This is a genomic window from Paraburkholderia sp. J67 (genome assembly GCF_905220265.1).
Classification (GTDB): Bacteria; Pseudomonadota; Gammaproteobacteria; order Burkholderiales; family Burkholderiaceae; genus Paraburkholderia.
The window spans coordinates 403,843-428,777 of record NZ_CAJMZK010000001.1; the positions used below are offsets into that span (position 1 = coordinate 403,843).

Here is a 24,935-nt window from a genome sequence, read left to right on the forward strand (position 1 = left end):
TCCGCGCCGGACGCCGTCCGTGCGCGCCTGGCGTACGTGCTGGTATCGCTGCTACGTTGTTTTCCCGACTACGTCAGGCCGGGCTAGCCTGCCCCGACGCGGCGCGTTTGTCCGCTGCACCCGCGGCTTGCGCCACCGCTTGCAGCGCCTCGGCGCTCACCTCGACGGCATGCGCCTGCTCCAGCGCGGCCGCCTGCTGCGCCAGCGACGCCTCCACACCGGTAGGCGCGCTGCCCGAACCACCGCCCGCCTGCATCAACTCGACGATGCGCTGCGCCAGCGAGTTCACCGTCGCGCCTTGCGCCAGCATCATCACGGAGAGCTTCACCTGCAAACGCTCCTCCACCGCCATGCGCAACTCCATGCCCATCAGCGAATCGAAGCCCATCTCCAGCACCGGGCGCTCCAGTTCGATCTTCGTCATGGCGAGATTGAGGATGCGGCCGATCTCGGCGCGCAAGGCCTCGGCCACGCGCTCGCGCGCCGCCTCTGGCGCGAGCGCCAAGACCTCGTCGCGCAGACTGGCGCCCGCGATGCCCTGCGCGTCGCCGGCCTCGCGGCTGCGCATTTCCACGTAGCGCGGCGCGCGCGCTGCCGGGATCACGCGCGCGAGTTCGCTCCAGTCGACGCGCAATAACGCCTCACCCGCCAGCCCTTGCGCGAGCACGCGTTCGAGCGCATTCATCGCCTCGTGCGAGGTAATCGCGCGCCCGCCGATGCGAGCCTCGAGCGCGTCACGTGTCTTCTGGTTGCGCGCGAGGAAGCCGACATCGTCAATGGGTCCCCACGACATGAAAGTCGCAGGCTGGCCCGATGCGCGGCGTAGCAGCACCAGCGATTCGAGGAAGGTGTTCGCGGCGACATAGTTCGATTGCCCCGGGTTGCCAAGAAAGGTCGTTGCCGACGAATACACGACGAAGAAATCGAGCGATTTCCCGCGTGTGGCCTGGTGGAGATTCCATGCGCCCGCAACCTTCGGCGCCATGACGCGGCGCATGCTGTCGTCGTCGAGGTTCGCCACGAGCCCGTCGGCGATCGTGAGCGCCGAATGCACGACACCCTTGAGCGGCGCGTGCGTGCTGTCGCAGCGCGCGACGAGCGCCTCGACCGCCGCCGCATCGCCCACATCGCACGCGGCCAGCATGAGCGTCACGCCGTGCTCGTTGCGCCAGCGCTGCACTTCGCGCTCGCCTTCGGGCGTGAGCTTCGCGCTGCGGCTCGCCAGCACGAGATGGCGCGCACCTTGCCGCACGAGCCATCCCGCAGTGGCGAACCCCAGCCCGCTCGTGCCGCCTACGACGAGATACGTCGCCTGCGCCGAGGCCTGCCATAACGGGGTACTGGCCGCCTGCGGCGCGGGGGCGCCCTGGCGCAGATCGATCAGGATCTTGCCGATCTGGCGGGCCTGCTGCATGTAGCTGAACGCATCGCCCGCCCGCGCCGCCGCGAACGCGCGATACGGCAGCGGCGACAGCGCGCCCGCCTCGAACAGCTGCATCAGCGTGCCGAAGATCCTGATCGTCAATTCCGGCGACACGCTCATCAACTGATCGGCGTCGATACCGAAGTAGCTGATGTTGTTGCGCAGTGGCCGCAGGCCGATGTGGGTGTTGTTGTAGAAGTCGCGCTTGCCCAGTTCGAGGAAGCGGCCAAACGGCCTCAGCACGTCGATGCTGCGCACCATCGCCTCGCCCGCGAGCGAGTTGAGCACGATGTCCACGCCCGCGCCGCCGGTGCGCTGCATGACCTCTTCGGCGAACGCAAGCGTTCGCGAATCGAGCACGTGATCGGCACCCAGCAGACGCACGAACTCGCGTTTCTCGTTGCTGCCCGCCGTGGCGAACACCTCCGCGCCAAGGTGCTTGGCGAGTTGCACCGCGGCGATGCCGACGCCACCCGCCGCGCCATGCACGAGCACGCGCTCGCCCGCGCGCAGGCGCGCCAGTTCGCAGAGCGCGTAATAGACCGTGAAAAAGACGGTCGGGATCGTGGCGGCCTCTTCGAACGTCATGCCCGCGGGCTTGCGCACGATGGCCGCCGCATAGGTGCGCGCGCGCGACGCGAAGGTGGCGGGCGCAAAGCCGAGCACGGCGTCGCCCGGCGCATAGCCATCGACCGCCGCCCCCACGCGGACGATACGGCCCGCGCACTCCATGCCGATGGTCGGCCCCGCAAAGCCGTTCTCGACAGCCTCGTCGGATAACAGACCCATCGAGTACATCACATCGCGGAAGTTCAGGCCCGCCGCGACGGGCTCGATTTCCACTTCGTCGTCGCGCAGCGGCACAGGCGGCTGCGCGAACCATTCGAGATTGCGCAGCGACCCCTGCGCGCCGAGCCCGAGCACCGCGCCGCAAGCGGACTGCGCGCGCCCGGCGCGCAATTCGTCGAGCGCGACCGGCAGCATGCGCGAGACGAAGCGCCCACGCGCGCCCAGCATCACCTCGTCCTCGCCGCTGTCGCGCGCCAGCAGTTCCCGCACGAGCGCGGCGGCAGCGCCCTCGACGCCTGGCTCGATATCGACGAGGCGCACGCCCAGTTCCGTATGCTCGTTCATCAGCACGCGCGCCAGGCCCCACAGCGTCGCCTGATCCGGGCGGATCGACTGCGCGCGGGTGGCAACGCCAGCAACCGGCGCAGCGCCACTCGTGACCACCCAGAGTCCGCCGTGAACCTCCTGGGCAGTCGTCGCGAGCCAACGCGCGAGCCGCGCCAGCGCGATCACCGTGCCTTCCTGCTGCGCCATCACCATCGCACCATCGGCGTCGGGCGGCAGTGACACATCGTTCGCGCCGACAAACACGACGTTACGCCGCGCACCGTTCTGGGTGAGCATGGCCGCTTGCGCCTCGAACACCGACAACGCACACGCCCTCGCCTGCTGGTCGGCGTCATAGAACGCCTGCACGATCGCTTCGGCAAAAGACTCACGCTGCGCGCCATCGAACAGCACGAGCCAGTTCGTCGCGCGGGTGTCGCTCGACGGTGCGGTGTCGAGTGTCGGCGCGACGTCGGCCGCACGGCGCGCGGCCAGCACGACCGGCACGCCTTCGCGACGTTCGCCTTCGGTCTCGCAAGCCAGGTGTTCGAAGCCGGCTGCGCGCACGAGCGCCTCGATCTGCGGTTCGCCGAGCAGGTCGGCGCGCTCGCCGGTCCAGGCGGCCACGTCGAGTCCGAATACGATGTCCTCGAAGCGACCCGGCAGACTGTTCGCGACGATGAGCGTCGCGTCCGGCGTCATCCACTCGCGCACGGCGCGTAGCAGTTGCTCGGGCTGTGCGCCCGCGCGCAACCGGTTGCGCACGATCACGATGTCGTAGTGGTCGGGCCGGCCCGGCTCCGTCACCAGCACCGGTTCGCCGCTCGCTCCGCCAGCTTCTACCCGCACGCTGCGCACGAGCGGCGTGGCGCTCAGGTCGATCGCGCCGATTTCGTCGGCACTGCCTGCCAGCGCGTAATCGCAGCGCGCCGCCAGATCGACGCCAATCGGCGCGACCAGCGCCGTGCCCGGATGAACAAGTTCGAGCACGCGCAGCTTGCGCGGCTCGCGCCAGCTTTCCAGCGCGGCTTCGAGCGCGCCGTGCACCCGTGCACTCGCATGCAGCCAGCCCGGCGACGATTCGTGCAGATGCCCGACGAGATCGCTACTCGATGGCGCCAGCACCGTCCCTGCTGCCACCTCGCCCTTGAGAACCGCGGGGAGCGCCGCGCCGCAGAGCGCAATCAGCGTCAATTCGGCTGCGTGCGCGGGCGATAGCGCAAGCAGCGTGCGCCAAAGCTCCTCGGTAGGCGGCAGGGTTTCGGTGCCACGCTCGATGCGACCGTTCGCGACCGCGAGCACGCCATCTTCGACCAGCATCGCGACAAGACGTCTGAACAATGGTTCGTTGTACGTATCAGGCAGTGCGGCAGCCCCCACCGCGCCCAGTGCCTCGACCGCACGCAGCGCGTAGCAGGCCGACAGCACGTCGAAGAGCGGCAGCACCTGGTCCAGTCGCAGTTCGCGCTGCTGGACGTCGTTACGTGCCGCCGCAGTGGCCGCGCCGGCGTCGAGCAACGCGGCGGGCTGTGCCAGCGCGGCCGCGCTCGCCTGCGCCGCATAAGGCTGCGCCTCGGCCACGAAACGCAGGCGCATCAGTCCGGTGCCACGCGGCTGCGAGAAGTTCACGCGCCGGAAGCGGCAGCCGTCCATCTTCGCGATGATCCTGCCATTGGCGTCGAACCATGTGAACGAGGCCACCAGCGAATGCGGATTGCGCCGCACGATGCGCGCCAGCGCGCGCACCACGTGGTTTGCGTCGCCATCGTCGTAGTAGTCGACACGCGCCAGTTGCACGGGAACATAGGCGGGCTGCGCCTCATCGTCGGCGGCATGGTCGCGTGCGAGGATCGCGAAGAGCGCATGAAAGCCGCTGTCCATCGCCGCCGGATGCAGCACGTAGTCGCCCAGCGTCTCCGCCAGCGCCGCCGGGACGGCGAGTTCGGCGAGCGCGGCGTCGGCATCGCCATCCACGCGCAGCGCGCTCACCCAACGGAACGTCGCGCCGTAAGTCAGGCCGATCTGCGCTGCGCTCGCATACAGCGTCGCAGCGTCTTGCGCGGGTTGCCGCTCGAAGGCCTCCAGCATGGCGAGCGACGCCCCGCTCGCGCCCGGTCCACCCGCGAGCAGTCGACCCGTGACATTGAGCGTCCACGGTTCCTCGCTCATGCGCGGGCGGGTTTCGATCTTGAAGCTCGCCGTCTGCGGATCGATCATGAAGCGAAAAAGACGCGCACGTTGCTCTTCGAACACAACCGGCGTATGGATTTCCAGATTCGCCAGCGCGCACGCCTGCACGCCGAAGTGAATCCGCGCCGCGGCCAGCGCCATCTCCGCATAGCCCGCGCCGGGGAACGTGACCGCGCCATCGACGACGTGATCGGCCAGCATCGGCAGCTTGAGCGGATCGATCTGGTTCTCCCAGGCCGCTGCGTGCTCGCGCAGGCGATAGCCGAGCAAGGGATGCACACGCCGCCGATGAATCAGGCCATAGCCTTCGGCCGTCGCGGGCGTCATGTGCGGTTCGCGTTGCCACGGATAGGTCGGCAGGCAGCAAGCCTGCGCCGCATCGCTCGACGGATAGGCCTTGTCGAGATCGAGCGCCGCACCGTTGGCGATCGCGCCATGCAGCGCGGCGCGCAGATCCGCCGCGCCGTCCTGATTGCGCGCGAGCGTCGGCAAGGCGCGTCCCGCGCGTTTGGCCTGGGTAATGGTCTGCGTGAGATAGGTGCGCAGGATCGGATGCGGGCCGACTTCGAGAAAGAGCGTCACGCCCGCGTCGAGCAACGCCTGGGTGGCGGCCTCGAAGCGCACCGGTTCGCGAATATTGCGCCACCAGTAGGTCGCGCCGAGCGCCTCGCCGTCCAGCATCCCGCCCGTCACCGCCGAGGCGAACAGGCAGTGCGTCGCGCGCGGCGCGAGATCGGCCAGGCCCTGAACGACGGGCGCTTCGATCGGATCCATGCGGTCGCTATGGAAGGCGTAATCGAGATCGAGGATCTGGAAGAACTGGCCGTTCTGCAACGCGTGTTCCTGCACCCGTTGCAACGCCTGCGGCGCGCCCGAAAGCGTCACCGACTGCGGGCTGTTGATGCCCGCGATTTCCAGTTGATCCGCCAAGCCCAAGGTATCGAGCAGTTGGCGGGCCGACGTTTCGCTCAGCCCGGCCGCCGCCATCTTGCCCGTGCCGCGCGTGCGCGCCTGCGCGCCGCTGCGCACCTTGATGACCCGGATCGCCTGCTCGAGCGTGAGCGCACCCGCCGCCCACGCGGCCGCCGCCTCGCCCACGCTGTGGCCCACGCACGCATCGAAGCGCACGCCACGCGCCTGGAGCACACGCACCACCCCCACCTGGACCGCGAACAGCAGCGGCTGCGCGCACTCGGTCAGCGCGAGCCGCTCGGCGCTCACGCCTTCACGCAACTCCGCCACAACTGAAGAACTGCCATCGTTCTGCCAGAGCACATCGAGTTCGGCGAGCGCCGTGCGAAAACCCGCATCCTCTTCGAGCAGGCGTCGCCCCATCTGAGCCCACTGTGCGCCGTTGCCCGAGAACACCAGCGCGAGTTTGCCCGCACCCGCCGGCGCGGTGCCGGTCACGAGCGGCGCGGCGTCGTCGCCTTCGGCCAGCCGGTCGAGCCAGGCCGCGCCCTCGCCCGCCGTGGTCGGCCCCAGCACCGCGCGATGGGACATCCATTCGCGCTTACGGGCCGCGCCGGTCGCCAGCGCGTTCCAGTGATCGCCACGCCCGAGCCGCGCGCTGTAGGCACGCGCGAGTGCACGCAGCGCCTGCGGCGAGCGCGCGCTCAGCACGAGCGGCAGCGGATGGGCGTGCTCGAACGGCACGACCGCCGCGTGAGGCTGCGACGGAGCGACAGGCTCAGGCTCGGTCTCGCGCAGCACGACGTGCGCGTTGGTGCCGCCGAAGCCAAACGAATTCACACCAAAAACCAGCGGCCCGGCGTGCGTATCCATCGGCGTAAAGCGATCCACCACGCGCAGCCCGCCACCCGCGAAGTCGATGCCGGGATTCGGCTGCCGGAAATGAATCGACGCGGGCAGCGCGCGATGCTTCAGGCCCAGCACGGTCTTGAAGAGACCGGCCATGCCCGAGGCGGGCTCCAGATGGCCGAGATTCGACTTCGCCGAGCCGATCAACAACGGCTTGTCCGCCGCGCGCCCGCTGCCCAGCACATCGGCCAGCGCACGCGCCTCCACGGGGTCGCCCACGGCCGTGCCCGTGCCATGCGCCTCGACGTAATGCACCTCGCGCGGGTCGATGCGCGCGCGGGCATACACATCCTTGAGCAGCGCCGCCTGAGTGGCCGATGCAGGCACGTTGATGCCGCCCTGCGAGTGCCCATCCGAATTCACGCCCGACGACACGATCACGGCATGCACCGTGTCGCCATCGGCGCGCGCGCGTTCGAGTGTTTTCAGCAGAATCAGCGCGCCGCCCTCCGAGCGCACATAGCCGTCGCCCGACGCGTCGAACGCACGGCAACGGCCGCCCGGCGAGAGCATCGAAGCCTTCGAAAAGCCAATGAACGGGAACGGATGCAGCAGCAGGTTCACGCCGCCCGCGAGCGCGGAGTCGGCCTCGCCCGCGCGCAGCGCGAGACAGGCCTGATGCACGGCGACGAGCGACGACGAGCACGCGGTATCGATCGACATGCTCGGGCCGCGCAGATCGAACAGATAGGAGATGCGGTTCGACACGATGCTCGACGTATTCCCGGTGGCCGAATAGGCGTCGATGATGCTCAGGTCGTCCAGATTGCGGTTGCCGTAATCCTGGCTCGACACGCCCACGAACACCGCGCACTGGCTGCCCGCAAAGCGCGTGGGCGGGTGCCCTGCGTCCTCGAAGGTCTCCCAGGCGAGTTCGAGCAGCAGGCGCTGCTGCGGGTCCATTTGCGCGGCCTCACGCGGCGAGACGCCGAAAAAACCCGCGTCGAACGACATGACATCGTCGAGCACGCCCGCCGCGAACGTATAACTTTTCCCCGGTTCGCGTTTCGCGGGATGCTGATGAAAATCCGTGCCGAAGCGTTCAGCCGGAATGTGCGTGACGGCGTCCGTCTCCCCGATCAATAGCTCCCATAGATCATGCAGACTGCTCACGCCCCCTGGAAACCGGCAAGCCATCCCCACAATTGCAATTGGCGTATCCATACGCGTGTCCCCTGTTGCGATTGACTGGTTCGACTGTCTGGTCGATTACCGCTAGCTGGTGTACTGCTCGATGCGTGCTGTTTTAGGTCTTGCTATGCCTTGGTGTGACTGACGCCGCTCGTGCGCTCAACGCATGAAAAGATTCAAATCGAACACATAGTCCGGCAAGGCCGAAATCCGCGGGTTGCTCAGATTCAGATACGTGATATCGCTATTCATGAGCGTGCTGTGGAACGTGATGCGCGAAATAAACGGACGCACCTCGCCATCGACGCGAATCTGATTGCCGTAATCCATCGTCGAGGACTTGAACTTCTTGCCGGAGACCGTGTAGTACTCGGCCATGACGCCCAGCAGGCGCTTTTTCGACACCCAGTACTTGATGCGGTCGTAGGTCGTCTTGTCGCTCTTCGCCTTGAGGTCGAAGACGTAGCAATCCTCGCCATCCACGGTTTCATCGGCAAGCTGGTTCGCGTCGTAGTCCTCAGCGTAGTTGGTCGAGGCGATGTCGCCATACGCTGCGTCGCCCAGCAACTTCTGACGCTGCGAGATCGGCACCGGCTTCGACAGGCCCGGTTTGTAGAACCACATGCTCGAACTGAGCATCAGCAGCTTTTGTCCGCGATACTTCGGCGGCGCAAGCGAGAGGCCCGAGACGTCGAAGCCGCGCGCCTTGATCTCGTACGACATATCGTCGAGCACTTCGTTGTTTTCCGTGGACTGGACGGTCACCTGCCAGGACACGCCCGCAACGTTGCCGCGCGCCTCGTCGGCGGCCTTGAGGATTTCGTGCGGCGTGAGCGACGCTTGCGCCGCGGCCGCGATCGCCAGACTGGCAAGCAGCCCAGCGACACTGACAATGTGCTTTATCGCCCGCTTCATGGTCCTTCTCCTCATCAAAAGAACAGCCTGATTCCACGGCATTCACGCATAGCCGAGCGCATTCACGATCACCATGCGCGCGGCCTTGCGTGCCGGCATCAGCGAAGCAAACAGCGACAGCAATAGCAGCGCGAGGATGCTGTAGACCCAGTAGTGCGGCACAAAGTAGATCTGCAATGGCACCTCGCGGCTGATCTGCGGCGGCACCCAGGTCGGCTGGAACCACGCGACCGCCCACAGCACGCCCAGATTGAGCACCGCGCCGAGCAACGCACCGAACACGCCGAGCATCAGGCTCTCCAGCGCGAACAGGCCGACAATGCCGCGCCTGCGCACGCCCAGCGCGCGCAGCGTGCCGATCTCGCGCGTTCGCTCCATGATCGCCATCGTCACCGTGTTGACGATGCTCATGACGACGATCGTGAAGACGATCAGGAAGGTGATAAGAAAGATCACGTCGAACATCTTTTTCACCTTCGTATAGAACGGCGATAGCTCGTTCCACGTCTTTACATCGACGGCCAGTCCCGCTGCGGTGAACTCGCGCTCCAGCTCGTCGCGCAGGGCGACGGTATGCGTGTCGTTGCGCAGCAGGATGGTGAGACGGTCCACGTCGCTCGTGTCGTAAAGACTCTGCGCGAACTTGAGCGGCACGGCAGCGAAGGAGTTTTCCAGCGCTTCATCGGGCGCGTCGATGAGCTGCACGATCTGCGCGTCCAGTGCGTTGATCTGGCCGGATATCGTCGGCGACATCACTACCGCGCCTGTACCCAGCTTCAGATTCAACTGCTGCGAGAGCCCGTGCGTAATGCCAATGCCGTAGTCGAGCCGATCGGACAAGGGCTTGCCGTCATAGAGCTTCGCGCGCCCCATTACCCCCACCGCGTGACTGGCGATGGCCTGGATATCGCCCGGCACGCGCCCTGGCGCAAAGAAGATCGTGGAGACCTTGCCATTGCTCAGCAGTCCCGATATTTGCAGTTGCGGCGTCACGACGAGCACCTCGGGATGGCGCGCCAGGATCGCGCGCATTGCCTTCACGTCGCCTTCCGAAAGCAGGTATTTCGTCGGCTCCAGCTTGCCGTGCAACAGGAAGCCCTGCTTGAACACCGTGAGATGGCCGTTGGCCTCGGCGTAGATATAGCTGTCCTTGAGGCTCTGGAAGATGTACTGCGTGAAGCCGCCGAGCGTGTTGACAGCGAGAAAACCCATGCCGATCGCAAGTATCGTGAAGAGCGATCGGCGCCCGTTGCGCCATAGATTCCTGAGCGCGAGCTTGAACCAGGTCATCATCAGTATCTCCCCATCGCGTAGTTGACCGTCGGCGTGTGCTTGCGGTCTTCGATCAGCGAGCCGTCGCGCATCATGATGCGGCGATCGACTCGTTCGAGCAGGCGCTCGTCGTGCGTGGAAAACACGAACGTCGTGCCCTCGCGCTCGCTGATGCTGCGCATCAGGTCGATGATCCGGCGCGCGTTGTCCGAGTCGAGATTGGCGGTCGGCTCATCCGCGACGACCAGCCGCGGATTGGCGATCAACGCACGCGCGATCGCCACGCGCTGCTGCTGGCCGCCCGAGAGCTTCGACGGGCGATGCGAGGCGAAGCTCGAGAGCCCCACATCGGCGAGCCGACGCTCGGCCGCATCGACACACGCGCGCGAAGCACGCCGGCCAACCTGCAACGGCAACATCACGTTTTCCAGCGCGGACAGCACCGGCAGCAGATTGAAGCCCTGAAACACGAAGCCAATCTTGCGGTTGCGCGCGCGACTGCGGGCATCGTCGCTGAGCGTGGCGGCGTCCCGGCCTTCGAAGAGCACCGTGCCCGAGGTAGGCGTATCGAGCAGGCCGATGAGGTTGCACAGCGTGGACTTGCCCGAACCCGACGGCCCCCAGGCGGCGACGAACTCGCCCGCCTGGATCGACACGTCGACGTTCTTGAGCGCCATGATCTGCGACTCGCCAAGCTGGTAACACTTGACGACCTGGCGCATCTCCACGAGCGGCTCGTTTGCCTGAGTCAAGTTGACTACGGTCATGTGAGGCTCCTCGATCAATATGTCGATGGGCGGCTGTTTTCAGGACCCGGATTTTTCACGTCCGCATTCACGACACACGGCGACGATCATCGCGCCGTCCTGCAAGGTGCTCACCTGCGCTTCGCGCCCGCTGCCCCGATGGCGCATGTGCAGATGCCCTCCCGATTCGAGCGCCGTCGCTTCGAACTGATGCGGTGCGCCCTCCACGCCGGTGCCGAGCCACTTGCCCAGCGCTTCCTTCGCACACCACAGCCGCGTGACCCAGGCATCGCGCTGCGCTGGCGTCAGCGCGTCGGTTCTCACGAGGTCGTCAAGCAAGGCGCGTTCAGCGTCGCCCGCGATCGCGCGCAGGAAAGGCTCGTCGCGGCTTTCGATGCGCTCGATATCGACGCCCACCGGCGCGCGCTGCACGATCGCCACGGCTTCGTCGCCGCTGTGCGCAATCGTGAGCGAGGGCGCGTTCGGCTCGGGCCAGCCCGTCACGACCGGCTTGCCGCGCGCGTCGTTGGCGACGCCAAACGCCGCGGGATGCAGCGCCGCCTCAAGGCCGTGTTCGCGTGCGTGCCACGCGCGCAACGCGTCCTTCGCCGCGATGCGGCCGAGCAACCAGGCGCGCTGCCGCCCCGCCTGTTGTCCAGGCTGCGCGTGGCTTGCGAACACACGCATTTCGTCTGCGTTCAGGTAGTGGCGCGCGAGCAGCTCCAGATCGAAGCCCACGAGGCAGGCTTTCGTCACGCGCCGCCCCGTTGCGTCCGCATCGACTGCCCCGGGCGGCAGGACAAGCTCGTCGCTCAGCAGATGCTTCTCGGGTTGGCGGCGAAACGCCACCAGCTTGCGGTCCCACTGGAAACGCCACGAACGCCAGTCCTTCACGCGCAGCCACACGCCGCCCTGGCCGTCCTCGATCTCGACATCGGCGGCAAGCGTCTTGCCCGCGCCGCTCGTAATCTCGATGCGCATCGGCACGCGCGTACCCGGCGCGGGCGTGGCGCGATACAACTCCAGCTTGCCGAGGCCGATCGGAAACACGATGCCACCCTGCTGCAAGGTCCAGACCGCCATCGCCTGCCCGACCGCATCGAGCAGCGCTGGGTCGATCAGCAGTTGCGGCTGCTCAGTCGAGCGCAACAGGTTGGCCGGCGAATTGACACGCAGATCGGCCTGCACGCCGCGTTCGCCCACCAGCATCTCGCCGGTCAGACACTGGAAGCGCGGTCCGTGAAAGAGCTGGCGCTCCTCGTAGACATGTCCGGCGGACAAAGAACGCGGAGCATTCAGCACACCGAATCCCAGATTCAGATCGAGCTGATAGTGCGAGCTGAACAGCACGGTCGCGCTGATCGACGGCCGGATCTCACCGTGCACATAGATCTCAGCGTCGATGCGGCGGATCTCGCGCGCCACATCCAGACTGCGCACGCGTGCCTCGATCCGCAGCGCGAGCGAATCGGTATCGGCCAGTGCGATCCAGCGCGCGGCACTGACCTGTTCGAAGCCGATCAGTCCGTAGCCCGGCGCCAGACACGCCGCGGCCTCGGCCATGATCTCCAGGCTCACCGTCATCGGCACGACCGGAAAGCACGCCGAGAGCGGCTTCACGCCGTCTGCCTGAACGAAGTGGTGATCGGCCAGAAACAGGTCCTCGTCGAGCGAAAGCCGCCGCTCGATGCTCACCGCCACGCCCGGTTCGTGACGCACCACGTCGCCGACGAACGGCAATACGCGTTCGGCAACGGCTTCCTGTGTGCCAGCGGTCCCTTCGTGAGTCGCGAGCCCCTCTTCGGCCGCGAGTCCAGCCGCGGCGCGCACTTCATGGAGCCGCGCAACGATGGGCATGCCGTGGTCGTGGTGATTGAGCATCACACTTTCTCCATCACGAGGCCGGTCACGGTCATGCCGGGCCCGAAGCCCAGCGAGACCACGCGCGTGCCTGGTGCGATCGACTTCTCTTCGACGATGCGTTTGAGAATGTAGGGAATCGTCGCCGACGTCATGTTGCCGTGGTCGCGGAACACGTCCTTGCTGATGCCGACATAGTCGTCGCGCAATCCCAGTTCGTCCTGCACGTGCTCGACGATGCGCGGGCCGCCCGGATGGATCGCGAAGACGATGCTGTGTTTCTCGCGCTCGAAGTCGATGCCCACGCTCTGCAACAGCGAGGTCACGAAACGGCGCACATGCTGCTTGATGACGATGGGCACGCGTATCGTGAGCGTCATCTGGAACTGATGCGGCGCCGGAATCTCGGTCATTTCGTCGGCGGAGTCGGGCAGCAGATGCTCGTCGAAGGCGAGCACGCGCAGACCGCGCAGACCGTGCGTTCGCACGTATTCGTCCGAGCACACTGAATACTTGATAAAGCCGTCGCCGAAGAGCGTCATCGCGACGATGTTCTGCGCGCTGCCGTCCTCCAGGTTGTGGTGCGCCGAGAGCAATTCCGTATGCACGACATCGACGCGCTGCTTGGGCGCCGTCACGCCGAAATGCGAAGACGACAGAAAGCCGTGCGCCATGCGGATCGCCGGAAACGCGCCGTAGCAGCCCATGTGATAGCTGTGCGTGACGGTCGTGTCGAACCATTCCTTGTGCGCCACCATGCGCTCAACGGGACTCGGCGAGAGATAGCCGGTGCTGGTCACGTGGATCATGTCGTCGGGCGCATCCGGGTCGCCGTCGTACATCTCGGCGAGACAGTCGCCCACGACCTTCGCATAGCTCTCGTGGCGTTCGCGAATATTCGCGCCCTTCGGGTCCTTCAGATCCTGCGAATGCAGACGCAGATGCCGATGTTCCGGCGCCGGATCGGCCAGCACGAGTTCGCCGTCGACGAAGCGGATATCACGCAAACGCGGAAAGAACACCAGTTGACGGCGGCGAATCTGATCGGGCGTCACCGCGTAACGCGAGAATTTATCCCTGAAATCGCGCACGGTTTGCCGGATGCCGTCGCGCGACTGGATATCGTGTGTGCGGCAAAAGCCCATTGCAAGAGCGTATGAACTCACCTCAAGCGTGATGCGCTGCGCCACCGGCTTGGCGACCTGGGCAGGCCAGAAGTTGGCGAGGACGGGCTTGGCGAATGTATTCATTTGACTGTGCTCCCCTGGTTAGCCTTGCGTGCGTCCGGGCCGAGCCTTAGCGCGGCGATCTGCTGGATACTCGACGAGATCACGAGTTCGGGCGTCCCGCTCGCCCCCCGCTCCAGTTCGGTCATGAAGTGCCGTCGTCCAAGTTCGACGGGTATGGGGCGTATCGAACGCAGTGCGTACAGGCGGCGCAATTCGTTGCTCACCATCCCCGCGTCCCACGGTCCCCAGTTGATCGAGAGCGCATGCACATGCGGCCATGTGTGGCACATTCGGTCGGCGAGTTTGTTGAGCACTTCGTTCGCCGCGCTGTAATCGGACTGGCCCACGTTGCCAAAGCGCCCCGTGACCGACGAAAAAAACACGATGAACTTCAGTTGCTCGGGCCGCAGCCGCCGTTCGAGCACGAGCGCCGGCGTGACCTTGGTGTCGAATACGGCCTCGAAGGCATCGAGCGGCTTGTCGGCGATCAGCTTGTCGCTGATCACGCCCGCCCCATGCAACACGCCGTCGATGCGGCCGTATCGTTCGTAGACGTTATCGATCAGTTGTTCGAACGATTTTTCGTCGCGCACGTCCAGACTGTGATATTCGATACTCGCTCCGGCCGCGCGCATCGCCGCGAGATTCGCGCGTATCTCGCGATCGCGCAGAATGCGCGTGTAAATGCGGTCGATCTCCGCTGGCGTGACCTTGTCCGTCTGCGCGCGCCGCTCGCGAATCAGGATCTGCTTGAGCGCGGCTTGGTCCTCGACACCGGCGGTCGATTCGTCCTCGTCGCCGGGCAAGGGGCTGCGGCCCACCAGGATGAGCTTCGGACGATAGCGCTCAGCCAGCGCCCGGGTCACGTCCGCCGTGATGCCGCACGCGCCGCCCGTGACCAGCACCACCGCATCGGGATCGAGCGTGAGCCGCGACAAATCCTGGCGCACGACGCCGTTGTGGCGCAGATCGAGCCGCCAGCGCCCCTCGGCGGTATAGCCCACCTCGACGCCGGGCTGCCCGCTACACAGTTCGCCAATCACCCGCGCCGCCTGGGTGGCCGGTGCGAGCGCGGGATCGACGTCCACGCACTTGACCTTCACGCCCGGCCACTCGCGCGCCGCCGACTTCGCCACGCCCAGCACGCCCGCGCATTCGACCTCGAACGCGCGCGAGCGGCTCAGGCCGAACTGCCCGTCGAAGGCCGTCACGTTGACGATCCACGCGCCCCCTTGCGCGCCGGCCTTGAGGTCCGGCTCGAAGGCCTTGAGCAGCAGGAACAGCGCACGGGCGTCGTGGCGATGGGCGTGCGGCGCGTGAGCATCGGCGCCCATCACGTTGATCAGCGCGACGGGTGGCGCAGCAGACGCAGCAGCGACGAGCTCGCGCAGTTGCCGCACTGGCTCGAGTGACGAGAGGTCCACTTCGTACTGCTGATCGTCGACGGCACGCGTGTGCGTGCCGGGCACGATGCGGCGCACCTCGGCGCCCTGCCCCGCGAGCGCGGTGGCAAAGGCGTCGGCGAGCGGACCGGCCCCGACCAGCAGCACGCCCGCGTGCGCGAACAGATGGCCGGGCTCGGCCGCCTCGTCGAGCCCGGCGGCGACCGCCTCCAGCGCATAGCACTGCACGGGGTCGACGTGCGCGACATCATCATCGGACTCCACCGCTTCATTGGACGAAGTCGGTGGAGCCGAGGCTTTTTTTGGCGCATGCCCTCCAGCGGCGACATTCGCCTCGCTCTTTGCGACCCCGGTCATGTCCGCGTACCACGCCACGATTTCGTTGAGCGTCTTCAGGCCCGAAAGCGCCTCGATCACGGCCTCCTCGTCGCGCTCGCCGAGCAGGTTGAACTTCGTCGTCAGGTTGCTGAAAATTTCGACGCGCTTGATCGAGTCGATGCCCAGATCGGCTTCCATATGGGCGTCGGGATCGAGCATCTCGACGGGATAGCCGGTGCGCTCCGAAACCGCTTGCAGCAGGTGCTCCTTGAAAGCTTCGGGCGACGCGTGGGTGGCTGCGTCGGCCGTGCTGGGTGCGCTCGCCAGTGCATGCGGAGCCTCGATCGGCGCGCTGGATGCGGGTGCGACGCGCTGCGGCGCGGGCGCAGGCACAGTGGCCGGCACGACTGCGGGCGCGGTTGCAGCCACCGTGGCGGCCGTGATCTGGCGCGGCAGGACCGGCGTGGGCGGCACAGCGTCGAGCGTCGTCGCGAACGCCACGGGCTGGGGTTGGTGTTGCGCTTGTGGCTGCGCCTGTAGCGGTGCTTGCGGCTGTGTTTGCGCGGGCAGCACGGCCTGCTGGGGCGCAGCGAGAGGCGCAGCGGATGCGGCCAGCGGCACCGCGCCCAGGATCGCATAGGGGGACGGTTGTTGCAGCGGATCGGCAATAGCCGAGCGTTGGCGCGGCATGGCGACGAGCTGCGCCTGGAACTCCAGGAAGTGCCGCAAGCTGCGTTGCTGCTCGAACTGCAACTCCAGCAGCCGGCTCACGCCGAACTGGATCTGGGCAAATTCGGTCTCCGAGCAGCGCTCGACGGGCGGCGCACCACGCGCAATCGCCCCGGGCCCTTCGCCGGGTAGGTTCTCCATTTTCATCGTGGTTCTCCTGTCGCTGAGGATGGAAGGCGTAAGCGGTAGCGCCGGCGCAAAGGCAGGCACTGCTGCGGCGATGGCCGGCGCCGGATCGGCAACGGCAGGCGCGCGGGGCGCAGCGGCTGGAACAGCCGCGACGGGTGCGGGATTGGGTACGGCTACAGCGGCAGGCCGCACGTCGGGAGACGGTGCAGGCGATACGGAAGGCGCAGGCGCGACAGCCACGGCCGGCGCCGCCTGCCGCCGCGCGGCCGCGCGCGGTTGCGGCGCGTGCCACGGCTTCGCACGCGCGGCGTTCACGCGCCACACGAGCGGACCGGGCGCGTCGCGCGTCGCGGCATCGGCGAACACCTCGTCGACGCTCCAGTCCTTCAGCCCGCGATGGGCGAACCACGCATCGAGCCGCACCAGCAGGCCGATGACCTGGGCCTGCGCCAGCAATTGCGCGAGCTGCAAACCGCCGGGGCGGCCGGGTGCATCGAGACCGAGGGTGGCATGCGCCCGGCTGCCGAGAATGCGATCGACCAGACCGCCGAGCACGAGACCCGGCCCGCACTCGATAAACACCCGTGCGCCCGCACGGTAGAGCGCCTCGATTTCTTCCGCGAAGCGCACCGGTTCCGCGATATGGCGCGCCAGCAGCGCACGCACCGCCTCGCCCGATTGCGGATAGGGTTCGCCCGTCGTATTGCTGTACACCGGTACGTGCGGTGCGCTGAATTCGACGTCCGCCAGTTCCGCGGCCAGCGCATCGCGCGGACCCGCCATGATGTCGCAATGGAACGCCGCGCTCACCGGCAGCTTCTTCACGCGCAGTCCCGCTTCGGCAAACACCGGCAACGCGGCGTCGATGGCTTCAACCGTGCCGGACACGATGGTCTGATCCGGTCCATTGAGATTCGCAATACTAACTTTCAAATCGCGACTGGCGATCGTGTCGGCCACATGCTCGCCGTCGGCTTCGAGTGCGGCCATCGCGCCGAGCGGCGCCGCCGCGGACAGCTTGCCGCGCACCTTCGAAAGGCGGATCAGCGCATCGAACGACAGCGCGCCCGCTGCGCACAGCGCGACGTATTCACCATAGCTATGCCCCGCGACAAAATCCGCACGTAGACCGAAACGTGTGAGCACGTCGAACGCCGCCATGCCGGTCATGCCCAGCGCCGGTTGCGCCACGGCCGTGTCGTTCAGCGCCGCCTGTTGCGCATCGCGCTCGGCATCGCTGAATACGGGCACCGGATAGATACGCGACGCAATGCGCGGCGGGGCCGACTCGCCTTCCTGCGGCGCCGCTTCCTCGAAGAAGCGTTGCACGCCCGGTATGGTCGCAACAAGATCGCGCAGCATGTTCACGCGCTGCGAACCCTGCCCCGGGAACAGGAAGCACACTCCGCCCGCGCCTTCCTTGCGCTCGGCGTAAAAGAGCGACGGGGGCGCCATGATCTCGGCGTGGTCCGGTAGCAACTGGAGCACGCGCGCCAGCTTCTGCCGCAGATCCGCGACGGACGTGGCGAGCACCACGAGTCGACAGGCATGCGAGCCATTCACGCGCTTGACGGCCGATTGTTCGCGGCACAGCGACCACGCCAGTTGCGCGAGATTGACCGACTGGGTGCGATCGAGCGCCTGCTGCATCTGGAGGACGGCCTTCTCGATCGCGGCGCGGTTCGGCCCGGCGAAGGCGAAGATTTCCGCGTCACGCGGGTTGAGGTCGAGCGCATCCGAATCGCGAAAGCCGCCCGTGTACTCGGCCAGCACCGTATGAAAATTGGTGCCGCCAAAGCCGAACGCGCTCACGCCGCAGTAACGCGGTTGCGCCTGCGCGCCGCGCAACCAGGGCCGCGTCTGCGTATTCACGTAGAACGGCGACGTTTCGAAGTCGATGCCGCTCGCGGGCTTGTCCACGCCGATGGTGGGCGGCAGCACGCGATGGCGCAGTGCGAGCGCGGCCTTGATGAGCCCCGCCATGCCGGCCGCGACCTTGGTGTGCCCGATCATCGACTTGACGGAACCGACCGCGCACACCTGAGTGCCCATGCCGGCTTCGCCAAACGCAAGATTGAGCGCGGTGATTTCCGACTTGTCGCCCAGTGCCGTGCCGGTGCCATGCGCTTCGATCAGCGTCACGTCGGCGGGATTGACGCCCGCTTCCGCGTAGGCGCGCTTGAGCGCCTGCACCTGGGCGGGCGGATGCGGCGCGGTCAGGCTGCGGTTGCGTCCATCGCTCGAACTGCCGATGCCCTTGATCACGGCGTAAATGCGGTCGCCGTCACGCTCGGCGTCGGCGAGCCGCTTGAGCACGACGGCGCCCACGCCTTCGCTGATGGCGATGCCGTCCGCACTGTCGTCGAACGGACGCGAGCGCCCGCGCGGCGAAAGCGCATAGGTCTGCGCGAAGCACATAAAGCCGAGCGGCCCGTTCGTGCCGTCCACGCCGCCCACCAGCGCCACATCCGCATCGTGGCTGCGCAACTGGCGCATGCCCACGTCGAGCGCGGCGAGCGACGAGGCGCAAGCGGCATCGACCGTGAAATTCGCGCCCCCCAGATCGAGCCGGTTCGCCACGCGCCCGGCGATCACGTTGCCGAGAATGCCGGGGAAGGTATCCTCGGTCCATTTGGGCAGCACGTCTTCGTACATCGAAGCGAGGAGCTGCTCGCGCGCCTCGTCGGACAGGCCCGGCACGTTGCGCAGATAGTGCGGCAGCAGCGCGCGGAAATTGAAGATCGTGCCGAGATCGTTCATGCCGCCGACAGCGAAGATCGTTGCGGTCTTCTCGCGCGCAACGCCGCGACGATCGAACCCGGCGTCCTCCATCGCGAGCCGCGCGACTTCGAGCGAAAGCAGTTGCACCGGCTCGATCGAGGCGACGCTCGCAGGCGCGATGCCGTAACGCTGCGGATCGAAAGCGATATCGTCGAGAAAGCCGCCCCACTTCGAATAGATCTTGTCCGGCGTGCCGCGCTTCGGATCGAACATATCGGCCACCCGCCAGCGCTCGTCGCTCACTTCGCGAATCGCATCCACGCCGCGCAGGATGTTCTGCCAGTATTCGCGTACGTTTTGCGCGCCCGGGAACAGGCACGCCATGCCGACGATCGCGATGTCCTCGCGGCGCGCGCGGGACGGCAACGACGCCGGTCGCGCACGGCGGCGCAGCAGCGCCTCACTGCCGGCCGAAACGTTCTCGTGCAACTCCGCCACGCTGCACGTGGCTGTGCGCAGCCGCGCGACTTCGCCGAGCATATAGATGCCCTCGTTGCGTTGTGTCGCCTCGTCCACGTCGACATAGCCGTCGTCGCCGCGCGCCATCTCCGCGTCGCTGCGGTGCGCGATGCCCTTCGCCGCAATACGCAGCCGCCCGATGTTCATCATCTCCAGCTTCATGAGCGTGTCTTCGTCCGAACTCGCGGACAAGACCAGATCGCGGCGCACCTTCTCGAACTCGTCGCAAAACGGCGTTTGCGCGCAACGCGTATAGACGCCCACACCCGATTGCAGCAACGCGGTTTTCTCGCAGGCAACGGCCTCGCGCTGGAACGTCTCGACAATCGCGCCCTGCGAAACGATCTCGTGCGTGAATAGATAGGCCGTACCCATCAGGACACCTATCTTCATACCGCGCGCGACGAGCGGCGCGGCCACGGCGCTAACCATCGCCGCCGAAAGCGCGTCGTGCACGCCGCCCGCGAACAGCACCTGCACGGCGGTGGGGTCCTTGATATCCGCATTAACCAGCAATTCGATGGCCGATTCCCACAGGATGAAGCTGGTGCGCGGGCCCGTATGGCCGCCGCACTCGCTGCCTTCGAAAACGAAACGCCGCGCGCCGTCCGCGAGAAAGCCCCGCAAAAGGCCAGGCGACGGAACGTGCAGATAGGTCACGGTGCCCGCTTCGTCCAGCTCGCGCGCCTGGCTGGGCCGCCCGCCCGCGATGATCGCAAACGGCGGCTTGAAGTCGCGCACGACTTCCATCTGCGCCTGGCGCAATTCCAGCGGCAGGAAGCCGAGAATGCCGACGCCCCACGGACGCGTGCCGATGCGCTCGACCGTGCCTTCGAGCACCGTGCGCACCTGCTTGCCGCGCAGCACCGCGAGCGCAAGAAATGGCAGGGCGCCGCCTTCGGCCACCGCGGTAGCGAACGCACCGACGTCGCTCACGCGCGTCATCGGGCCTTGCGCAATGGGGTAACGCGTGCCGTGTTGCTGCGCGAGCGCGGCGTTCGGCGCGAGCGGCGTTTGCGCGGCGGCCTGCTCGATCGCGGCCAGGGCGTGCTCGCGCACCGCAGTAATCATGCGCCCCACCGTGCCGTAGCGTTCTGCAAAAGCTGGCGCGAACGCAATGTCCTGACCGAGTGCGATCAATCCGTCGTCGCCGAGCATGCGCGGCGCGAGCCTATCCTGCCAGGCCTCGCCTTTCGCGAGCGCGACGTCGAGTTCGCGCAGATGCGCGCGTCCCGAGCGATTGAAGAAGCGATATTGCGTATCGCCGGTGCCGATCACGACGGTCTCACTGCCGTCGAGCTTCGACCACTGCATGCGTTGTGCAGGCGTCTTGAACGGCCCTTCTTCGGCCAGCCAGAGCGGCTCGCCCAGCACCACGCCCGCTGCCCCGGCCAGCAACGCAGCCGCCGCCGTATGCAGGCCGATGCCGCCCTGGATCCACCAGGGAATGTCGAGCTGACCACTGAGTTCTTGAAGCAGGATGAACGAGGCGTGCGGACCGACGCGGCCGCCCGCTTCGTGGCCCTTCACGATCACGCCGTCGAAGCCCGCGTCCTGCGCCGCCTTTGCACCGCGCAGATCCTGCACCTCCAGAATGACCGTGGCCGCCAGCGCGCGCGCCGTGCCGGCCAGCCGCGCGGCGTCGTCGGCGCCCGATGTCGCCAGCACGAGCAGCGGCACCGGTAGCGCGTCGCCCAGCAACGCGGACAAGGTCGCGAGACTGCCCGACGCGTCGCTGCCCGCATCCCAGCGCACGCCCCACGATGCGGACTCCGAAACACCCTGTTTGAGACACGCCAGCGCGGCTTCCACCTCCGCGTGCGACTTGCCGATACCGAGGTCCAGCACTCCCGAGGCGCCCGCGCGGCAGGCCGCGATGGCCATTGCCGGCGTGAGCCAGCAAGCGGGCGTGAGCGCCATCACCGCGAGCGATTTTTGCCGAGTCGTTTTCATCGAAGCCCCCTATCCACGGAAGTTGACGTGCATGACCGTGATGTGCTCCTGCTCGATGAGCTGGCGCACGCTTTCGAGACTCATCCGTTCGCGCTGCGGCAGGAACACCAGCCGCGCGCCCTGGGTGAGCGGCCATAAGGACTGCCACACAGCTTCGTCGAAGCCGTGCTCGGCGTCCTGGAGCAGCGAGTCGCCCTGACCGATCGGCGCCATCGCCTGCATCGACTCCAGCCGGTCCAGTACGTCGGTATGCTGCTGGAACACGACAGTTGGCGCATCGCCCCCGGCATCGCGGCAGACCGCGCAGACCGGCGACACGCCATCGGCCGCGCAGTCGCTCGGCCAGTTGGCGTGGCATGCGCCGGTCTCGTCGTCGCAGCACACGACATGGGCTGCGATGCCCGCACAGCACGGCAATTCCGCGCGCTGGGTGATCACGGTTTTCGCGCCAGCCGCCCGTAGCGCGGCTGCGAGGCGCGGGCCTTCGCTGAGCGGGTCGAGCATCAGACAAACACCGCCCGCCTTGAGCACGGCGAGAATCGCGCGCACCATCGCGAGCGACACGGGCATGAGCACCGCGCACACTTCGCGCGGGGCCAGCCCCTCTTCCTGGAGAATCGCGGCGAGGCTGTCCGCCTGACTGTCGAGTTCGCCGTACGTCAGTTCGTCCTCGCCGAATTTCACGGCGCGTGCGCCTGGATTGAGCTGGGCGCGCACCTCGAAGCGACGATGGATCGGCTCCGGCACGAGATGGTCGAGCGTAAGCGCATGAACGGGAACCGCTTGCGGATACGGATCGCGCGCAGGTTCGTTATTCGATATGGGATGCTGAATAATTTCTTCCAGCATCGTCCAGTCGAGTGCGGTGTGCGGCACCCGGCACAACAGCGCATCGCCATCCATCACAACGCGGTGCTCCGTGAGCCACTGGCCCACGTCTGGTCTCACATTCATGGCGTTCCCCTTACGTACGGCGGCGCGGCGGTGCGGCGCGACGCGGCGAGGCAGCCCTGCCTCGCACCGGCCGTGCGCCCGCCCCCGCAACTGTCCTCGCAACTGCACTTCAAATGGCGTCGACCTGCCCCACCGGTCCGACATGGCCTTCCAGCTCCGGCGCACTCGTCTTCGCCACACGGCGACGGTACGCGTTCTTGTGCTTGCGCATGTTGTCGGTCAGCTCCGAGATGACCTCGGTCGCCGCATACACGATCTGGTTGAAGCTGAACCCGGCGCTAATCATTTCGCGGTAGAACGACTTCGCGAGAATGCGGGCCATCTGGTTAGGCGATTGCGCCGACTCGGCGACGATCTCGCCGATCGTTCTCTCGGTGCTACGCGTGAGCGCCAGTTGCGCGAAGCGCGACTTGAGAATGTGCTGCATATGGATGACCTGGATCGAGCGCGTGATGACGAGCGCGAGCAGGCCGAATAGCTGAAGGTCGTCCGCATCGAAGCAGCGCGCCGGTTGCCGCTGATGCGCGCGGATCACACCGATCACCTTGCCCTGCATCTCGATCGCGGAGAACATGCGCATGCTTTCGAGCGACGGTGCCGGGAGCGCGCCGGGCATCAATGCTTCGCACGATACGATCGATGCCACCGGTTCTAGCGTTGCGATATCAACGTTCTGCGTCACGCCCGCGCTGCCTCCCTCCAGCACATCGCCGAAGCCCGTGCCGGGTCGCAGCCCCATCTCCTCCACCTGGGATTCGCTCAGCATGACGATCGCGCATGCGGCATTGAGCACGTCCCCCGCCTTCACCGCCAGCTCGCTCAGGCAATCTTCGATACTGCCCGCGTACTCGATCTGGCTAAACGTGTCGCGCATCTTCGAAATGAAAATCTGGCTCTCGTTCATTGATCAGCCATCCTTATTAATTTACGGTCATCCTCGAAACCTGCTTCCCTGTTGCCGGAACCCGGCTCGCCACGCTCCCCGTTGCACCGCAGGGTGGATCTCCCGCCCTTTATGTCCTTTGACGTCCTTAAATGTCCTTTAACGTCTTTTTCTGTCCTTTTTTGCCCGCCGTGGCCGTTTCGTCTGGCCCGCATCTTCATACCGATGCCCCCGGCGTTCCCCCTGTTTGTGCGTGTTTGTTACTGCTTGTAAGTGCCGAACCGGTTAAATGGATGGTATTGGATAAATTTCGTTGTATCCGCCATATTCCCTAAAGTTTCAGACACGATTTCCGCATTGCACACCGAGCATTCCAAACGTCCGTTCGCAAAGGAGATTTAGCTACAACACCCTCATGGATTACCCCGTGAAGTACGAATACATCATGCAATAAGGACCCTTTCAAGGCGTTCAAGGCATCGATGCCAGATTCCGCCAAAAAAACCTTCCATTCCGACGAAATGCAACTCCTCAAAAACGTGGCCAGTATGATGCAACGCAGCGGATAACTAGATTTGCACGCTTGAACGGGAGACCGCGATGAGCTTGAGAGACTGCGATAAAACGGGGAACCACACGCCACGGGATGATGACGCTGCGCCCGCCGCCTACACGACGAGCCGCATTGCGATACTGATTCTCGAAGCGTGTCAGCTGAGCGAAGCGGCATCGGTGGCTGAAACGTGGCAGCTTGTCAACGACGCCCTGTCCTGGTCGGACGAAACCACGCATCGATACGACGTTTGCGTGCTTTCCACGGAAAAAGGCAATGTCGCCTGCGCCTCGTCGATCCGGCTGTTCGCCGAGAACATCGACGCGTACGACCCGCGCATGTTCAAGGCGATCTTCGTCGGCAGCGGCCACACCACCTTCGCCCCGCACGTGATCGACTGGCTGATTCAGGCCGGACCCGACGTCGAACTGATCGCCATTTCGAGTGACGTAGAGGCGCTGCTCATGCAGGTGCGCCCGACGTCGGACGATACGCCAAGCCGCAATGCCGCGAGGAATGCGCGCAGCGTGGCCGCGGTGGAACGCGTGCTGGCGATGGCGGAACGCGACTTCGGCACGCTCGTGCGCATTCGCAGCGAGATGCTGCGCGCGAAGCTGCCATCGACCCGCAGCGGCGGCAGAACCACGGGGATTGGCACGTTCGCCCTGAGCGAGCGCATCGAAGCCTCGCTGCTGTGGATCAAAAGCAATCACGCCGGCTCGGTGTCGATCTCCGAACTCGCGCGGCGCGCCTCCATGAGCGAGCGCAATTTCCTGCGCCGCTTCAAGGCCGAAGTCGGACAGACGCCGCGCGAATATCTCGCGCGCGTGCGGCTGGAAAACGCCCAGCTCCTGCTCGTGCAGACCGACCTGCCAGTCGACAAGATCGCGCGGCGCTGCGGGCTCTTCAATGGCGATCATCTGCGCCGCTACTTTCTCAAGTACCTCTCTGTTTCTCCTCTGGAATACCGCTCGCTGGCGCGCGAGCGCCCCGTGACGGGCGCCGCAATCGAAACGCTCAATACCGGTATTTAAGCCGCTTTTAAAAGTGTGACGGGCCAGCCGGTCCCT

General features: G+C 66.2%; 10 protein-coding genes. 1 reads left to right on the forward strand and 9 read right to left on the reverse strand.

Annotated elements, in window-relative coordinates:
• Nucleotides 1-73: 73 nt before the first annotated feature.
• The 9 genes from U5782_RS01810 to U5782_RS01850 all read right to left on the reverse strand — a co-directional run bounded on the left by U5782_RS01810 (nt 74) and on the right by U5782_RS01850 (nt 23,333).
• Nucleotides 74-7,714: an SDR family NAD(P)-dependent oxidoreductase gene (locus U5782_RS01810; RefSeq protein ID WP_322042154.1), complete on the reverse strand. Its 7,641-nt coding sequence runs from the start codon at nt 7,712-7,714 to the stop codon at nt 74-76.
• Nucleotides 7,715-7,840: 126 nt separating this feature from the next.
• On the reverse strand, nt 7,841-8,596 hold the full coding sequence (locus tag U5782_RS01815; protein WP_322042155.1) for an outer membrane lipoprotein-sorting protein: 756 nt from the start codon (nt 8,594-8,596) through the stop codon (nt 7,841-7,843).
• A gap of 42 nt (nt 8,597-8,638) precedes the next feature.
• Complete coding sequence (locus tag U5782_RS01820; protein WP_322042156.1) at nt 8,639-9,889, reverse strand: ABC transporter permease; 1,251 nt, start codon at nt 9,887-9,889, stop codon at nt 8,639-8,641.
• The gene (locus U5782_RS01825; RefSeq protein ID WP_322042157.1) at nt 9,889-10,635 is read right to left on the reverse strand and encodes an ABC transporter ATP-binding protein; all 747 of its coding nucleotides are present in this window, start codon (nt 10,633-10,635) and stop codon (nt 9,889-9,891) included. The genes U5782_RS01820 and U5782_RS01825 overlap by 1 nt, the downstream gene beginning before the upstream one ends.
• 39 nt (nt 10,636-10,674) lie before the next feature.
• A complete protein-coding gene (locus tag U5782_RS01830; protein WP_322042158.1) occupies nt 10,675-12,495 on the reverse strand; it encodes a polyketide synthase dehydratase domain-containing protein in 1,821 nt (606 codons plus the stop codon).
• Nucleotides 12,495-13,724, reverse strand: coding sequence for a 3-oxoacyl-[acyl-carrier-protein] synthase III C-terminal domain-containing protein (locus tag U5782_RS01835; RefSeq protein WP_322042159.1), 1,230 nt, complete (start codon nt 13,722-13,724; stop codon nt 12,495-12,497). The genes U5782_RS01830 and U5782_RS01835 overlap by 1 nt, the downstream gene beginning before the upstream one ends.
• Nucleotides 13,721-21,475 carry an SDR family NAD(P)-dependent oxidoreductase gene (locus tag U5782_RS01840; RefSeq protein WP_322042160.1) on the reverse strand — a complete coding sequence of 2,585 codons (7,755 nt, stop codon included), beginning with the start codon at nt 21,473-21,475 and terminating at the stop codon, nt 13,721-13,723. The genes U5782_RS01835 and U5782_RS01840 overlap by 4 nt, the downstream gene beginning before the upstream one ends.
• Before the next feature lie 9 nt (nt 21,476-21,484).
• Nucleotides 21,485-22,429 (reverse strand): AMP-binding protein, encoded by a 945-nt coding sequence (locus U5782_RS01845; RefSeq protein WP_322042161.1) that lies wholly within the window; start codon nt 22,427-22,429, stop codon nt 21,485-21,487.
• A gap of 109 nt (nt 22,430-22,538) precedes the next feature.
• Entirely contained in the window at nt 22,539-23,333 is a 795-nt protein-coding gene (locus U5782_RS01850; RefSeq protein ID WP_322042162.1) for a hypothetical protein, read from the reverse strand.
• A 579-nt stretch (nt 23,334-23,912) separates the two neighbouring features.
• Between U5782_RS01850 and U5782_RS01855 the strand changes: the two genes are divergently transcribed.
• Nucleotides 23,913-24,899 (forward strand): helix-turn-helix domain-containing protein, encoded by a 987-nt coding sequence (locus U5782_RS01855; protein ID WP_322042163.1) that lies wholly within the window; start codon nt 23,913-23,915, stop codon nt 24,897-24,899.
• The last annotated feature ends 36 nt before the right edge of the window (nt 24,900-24,935 follow it).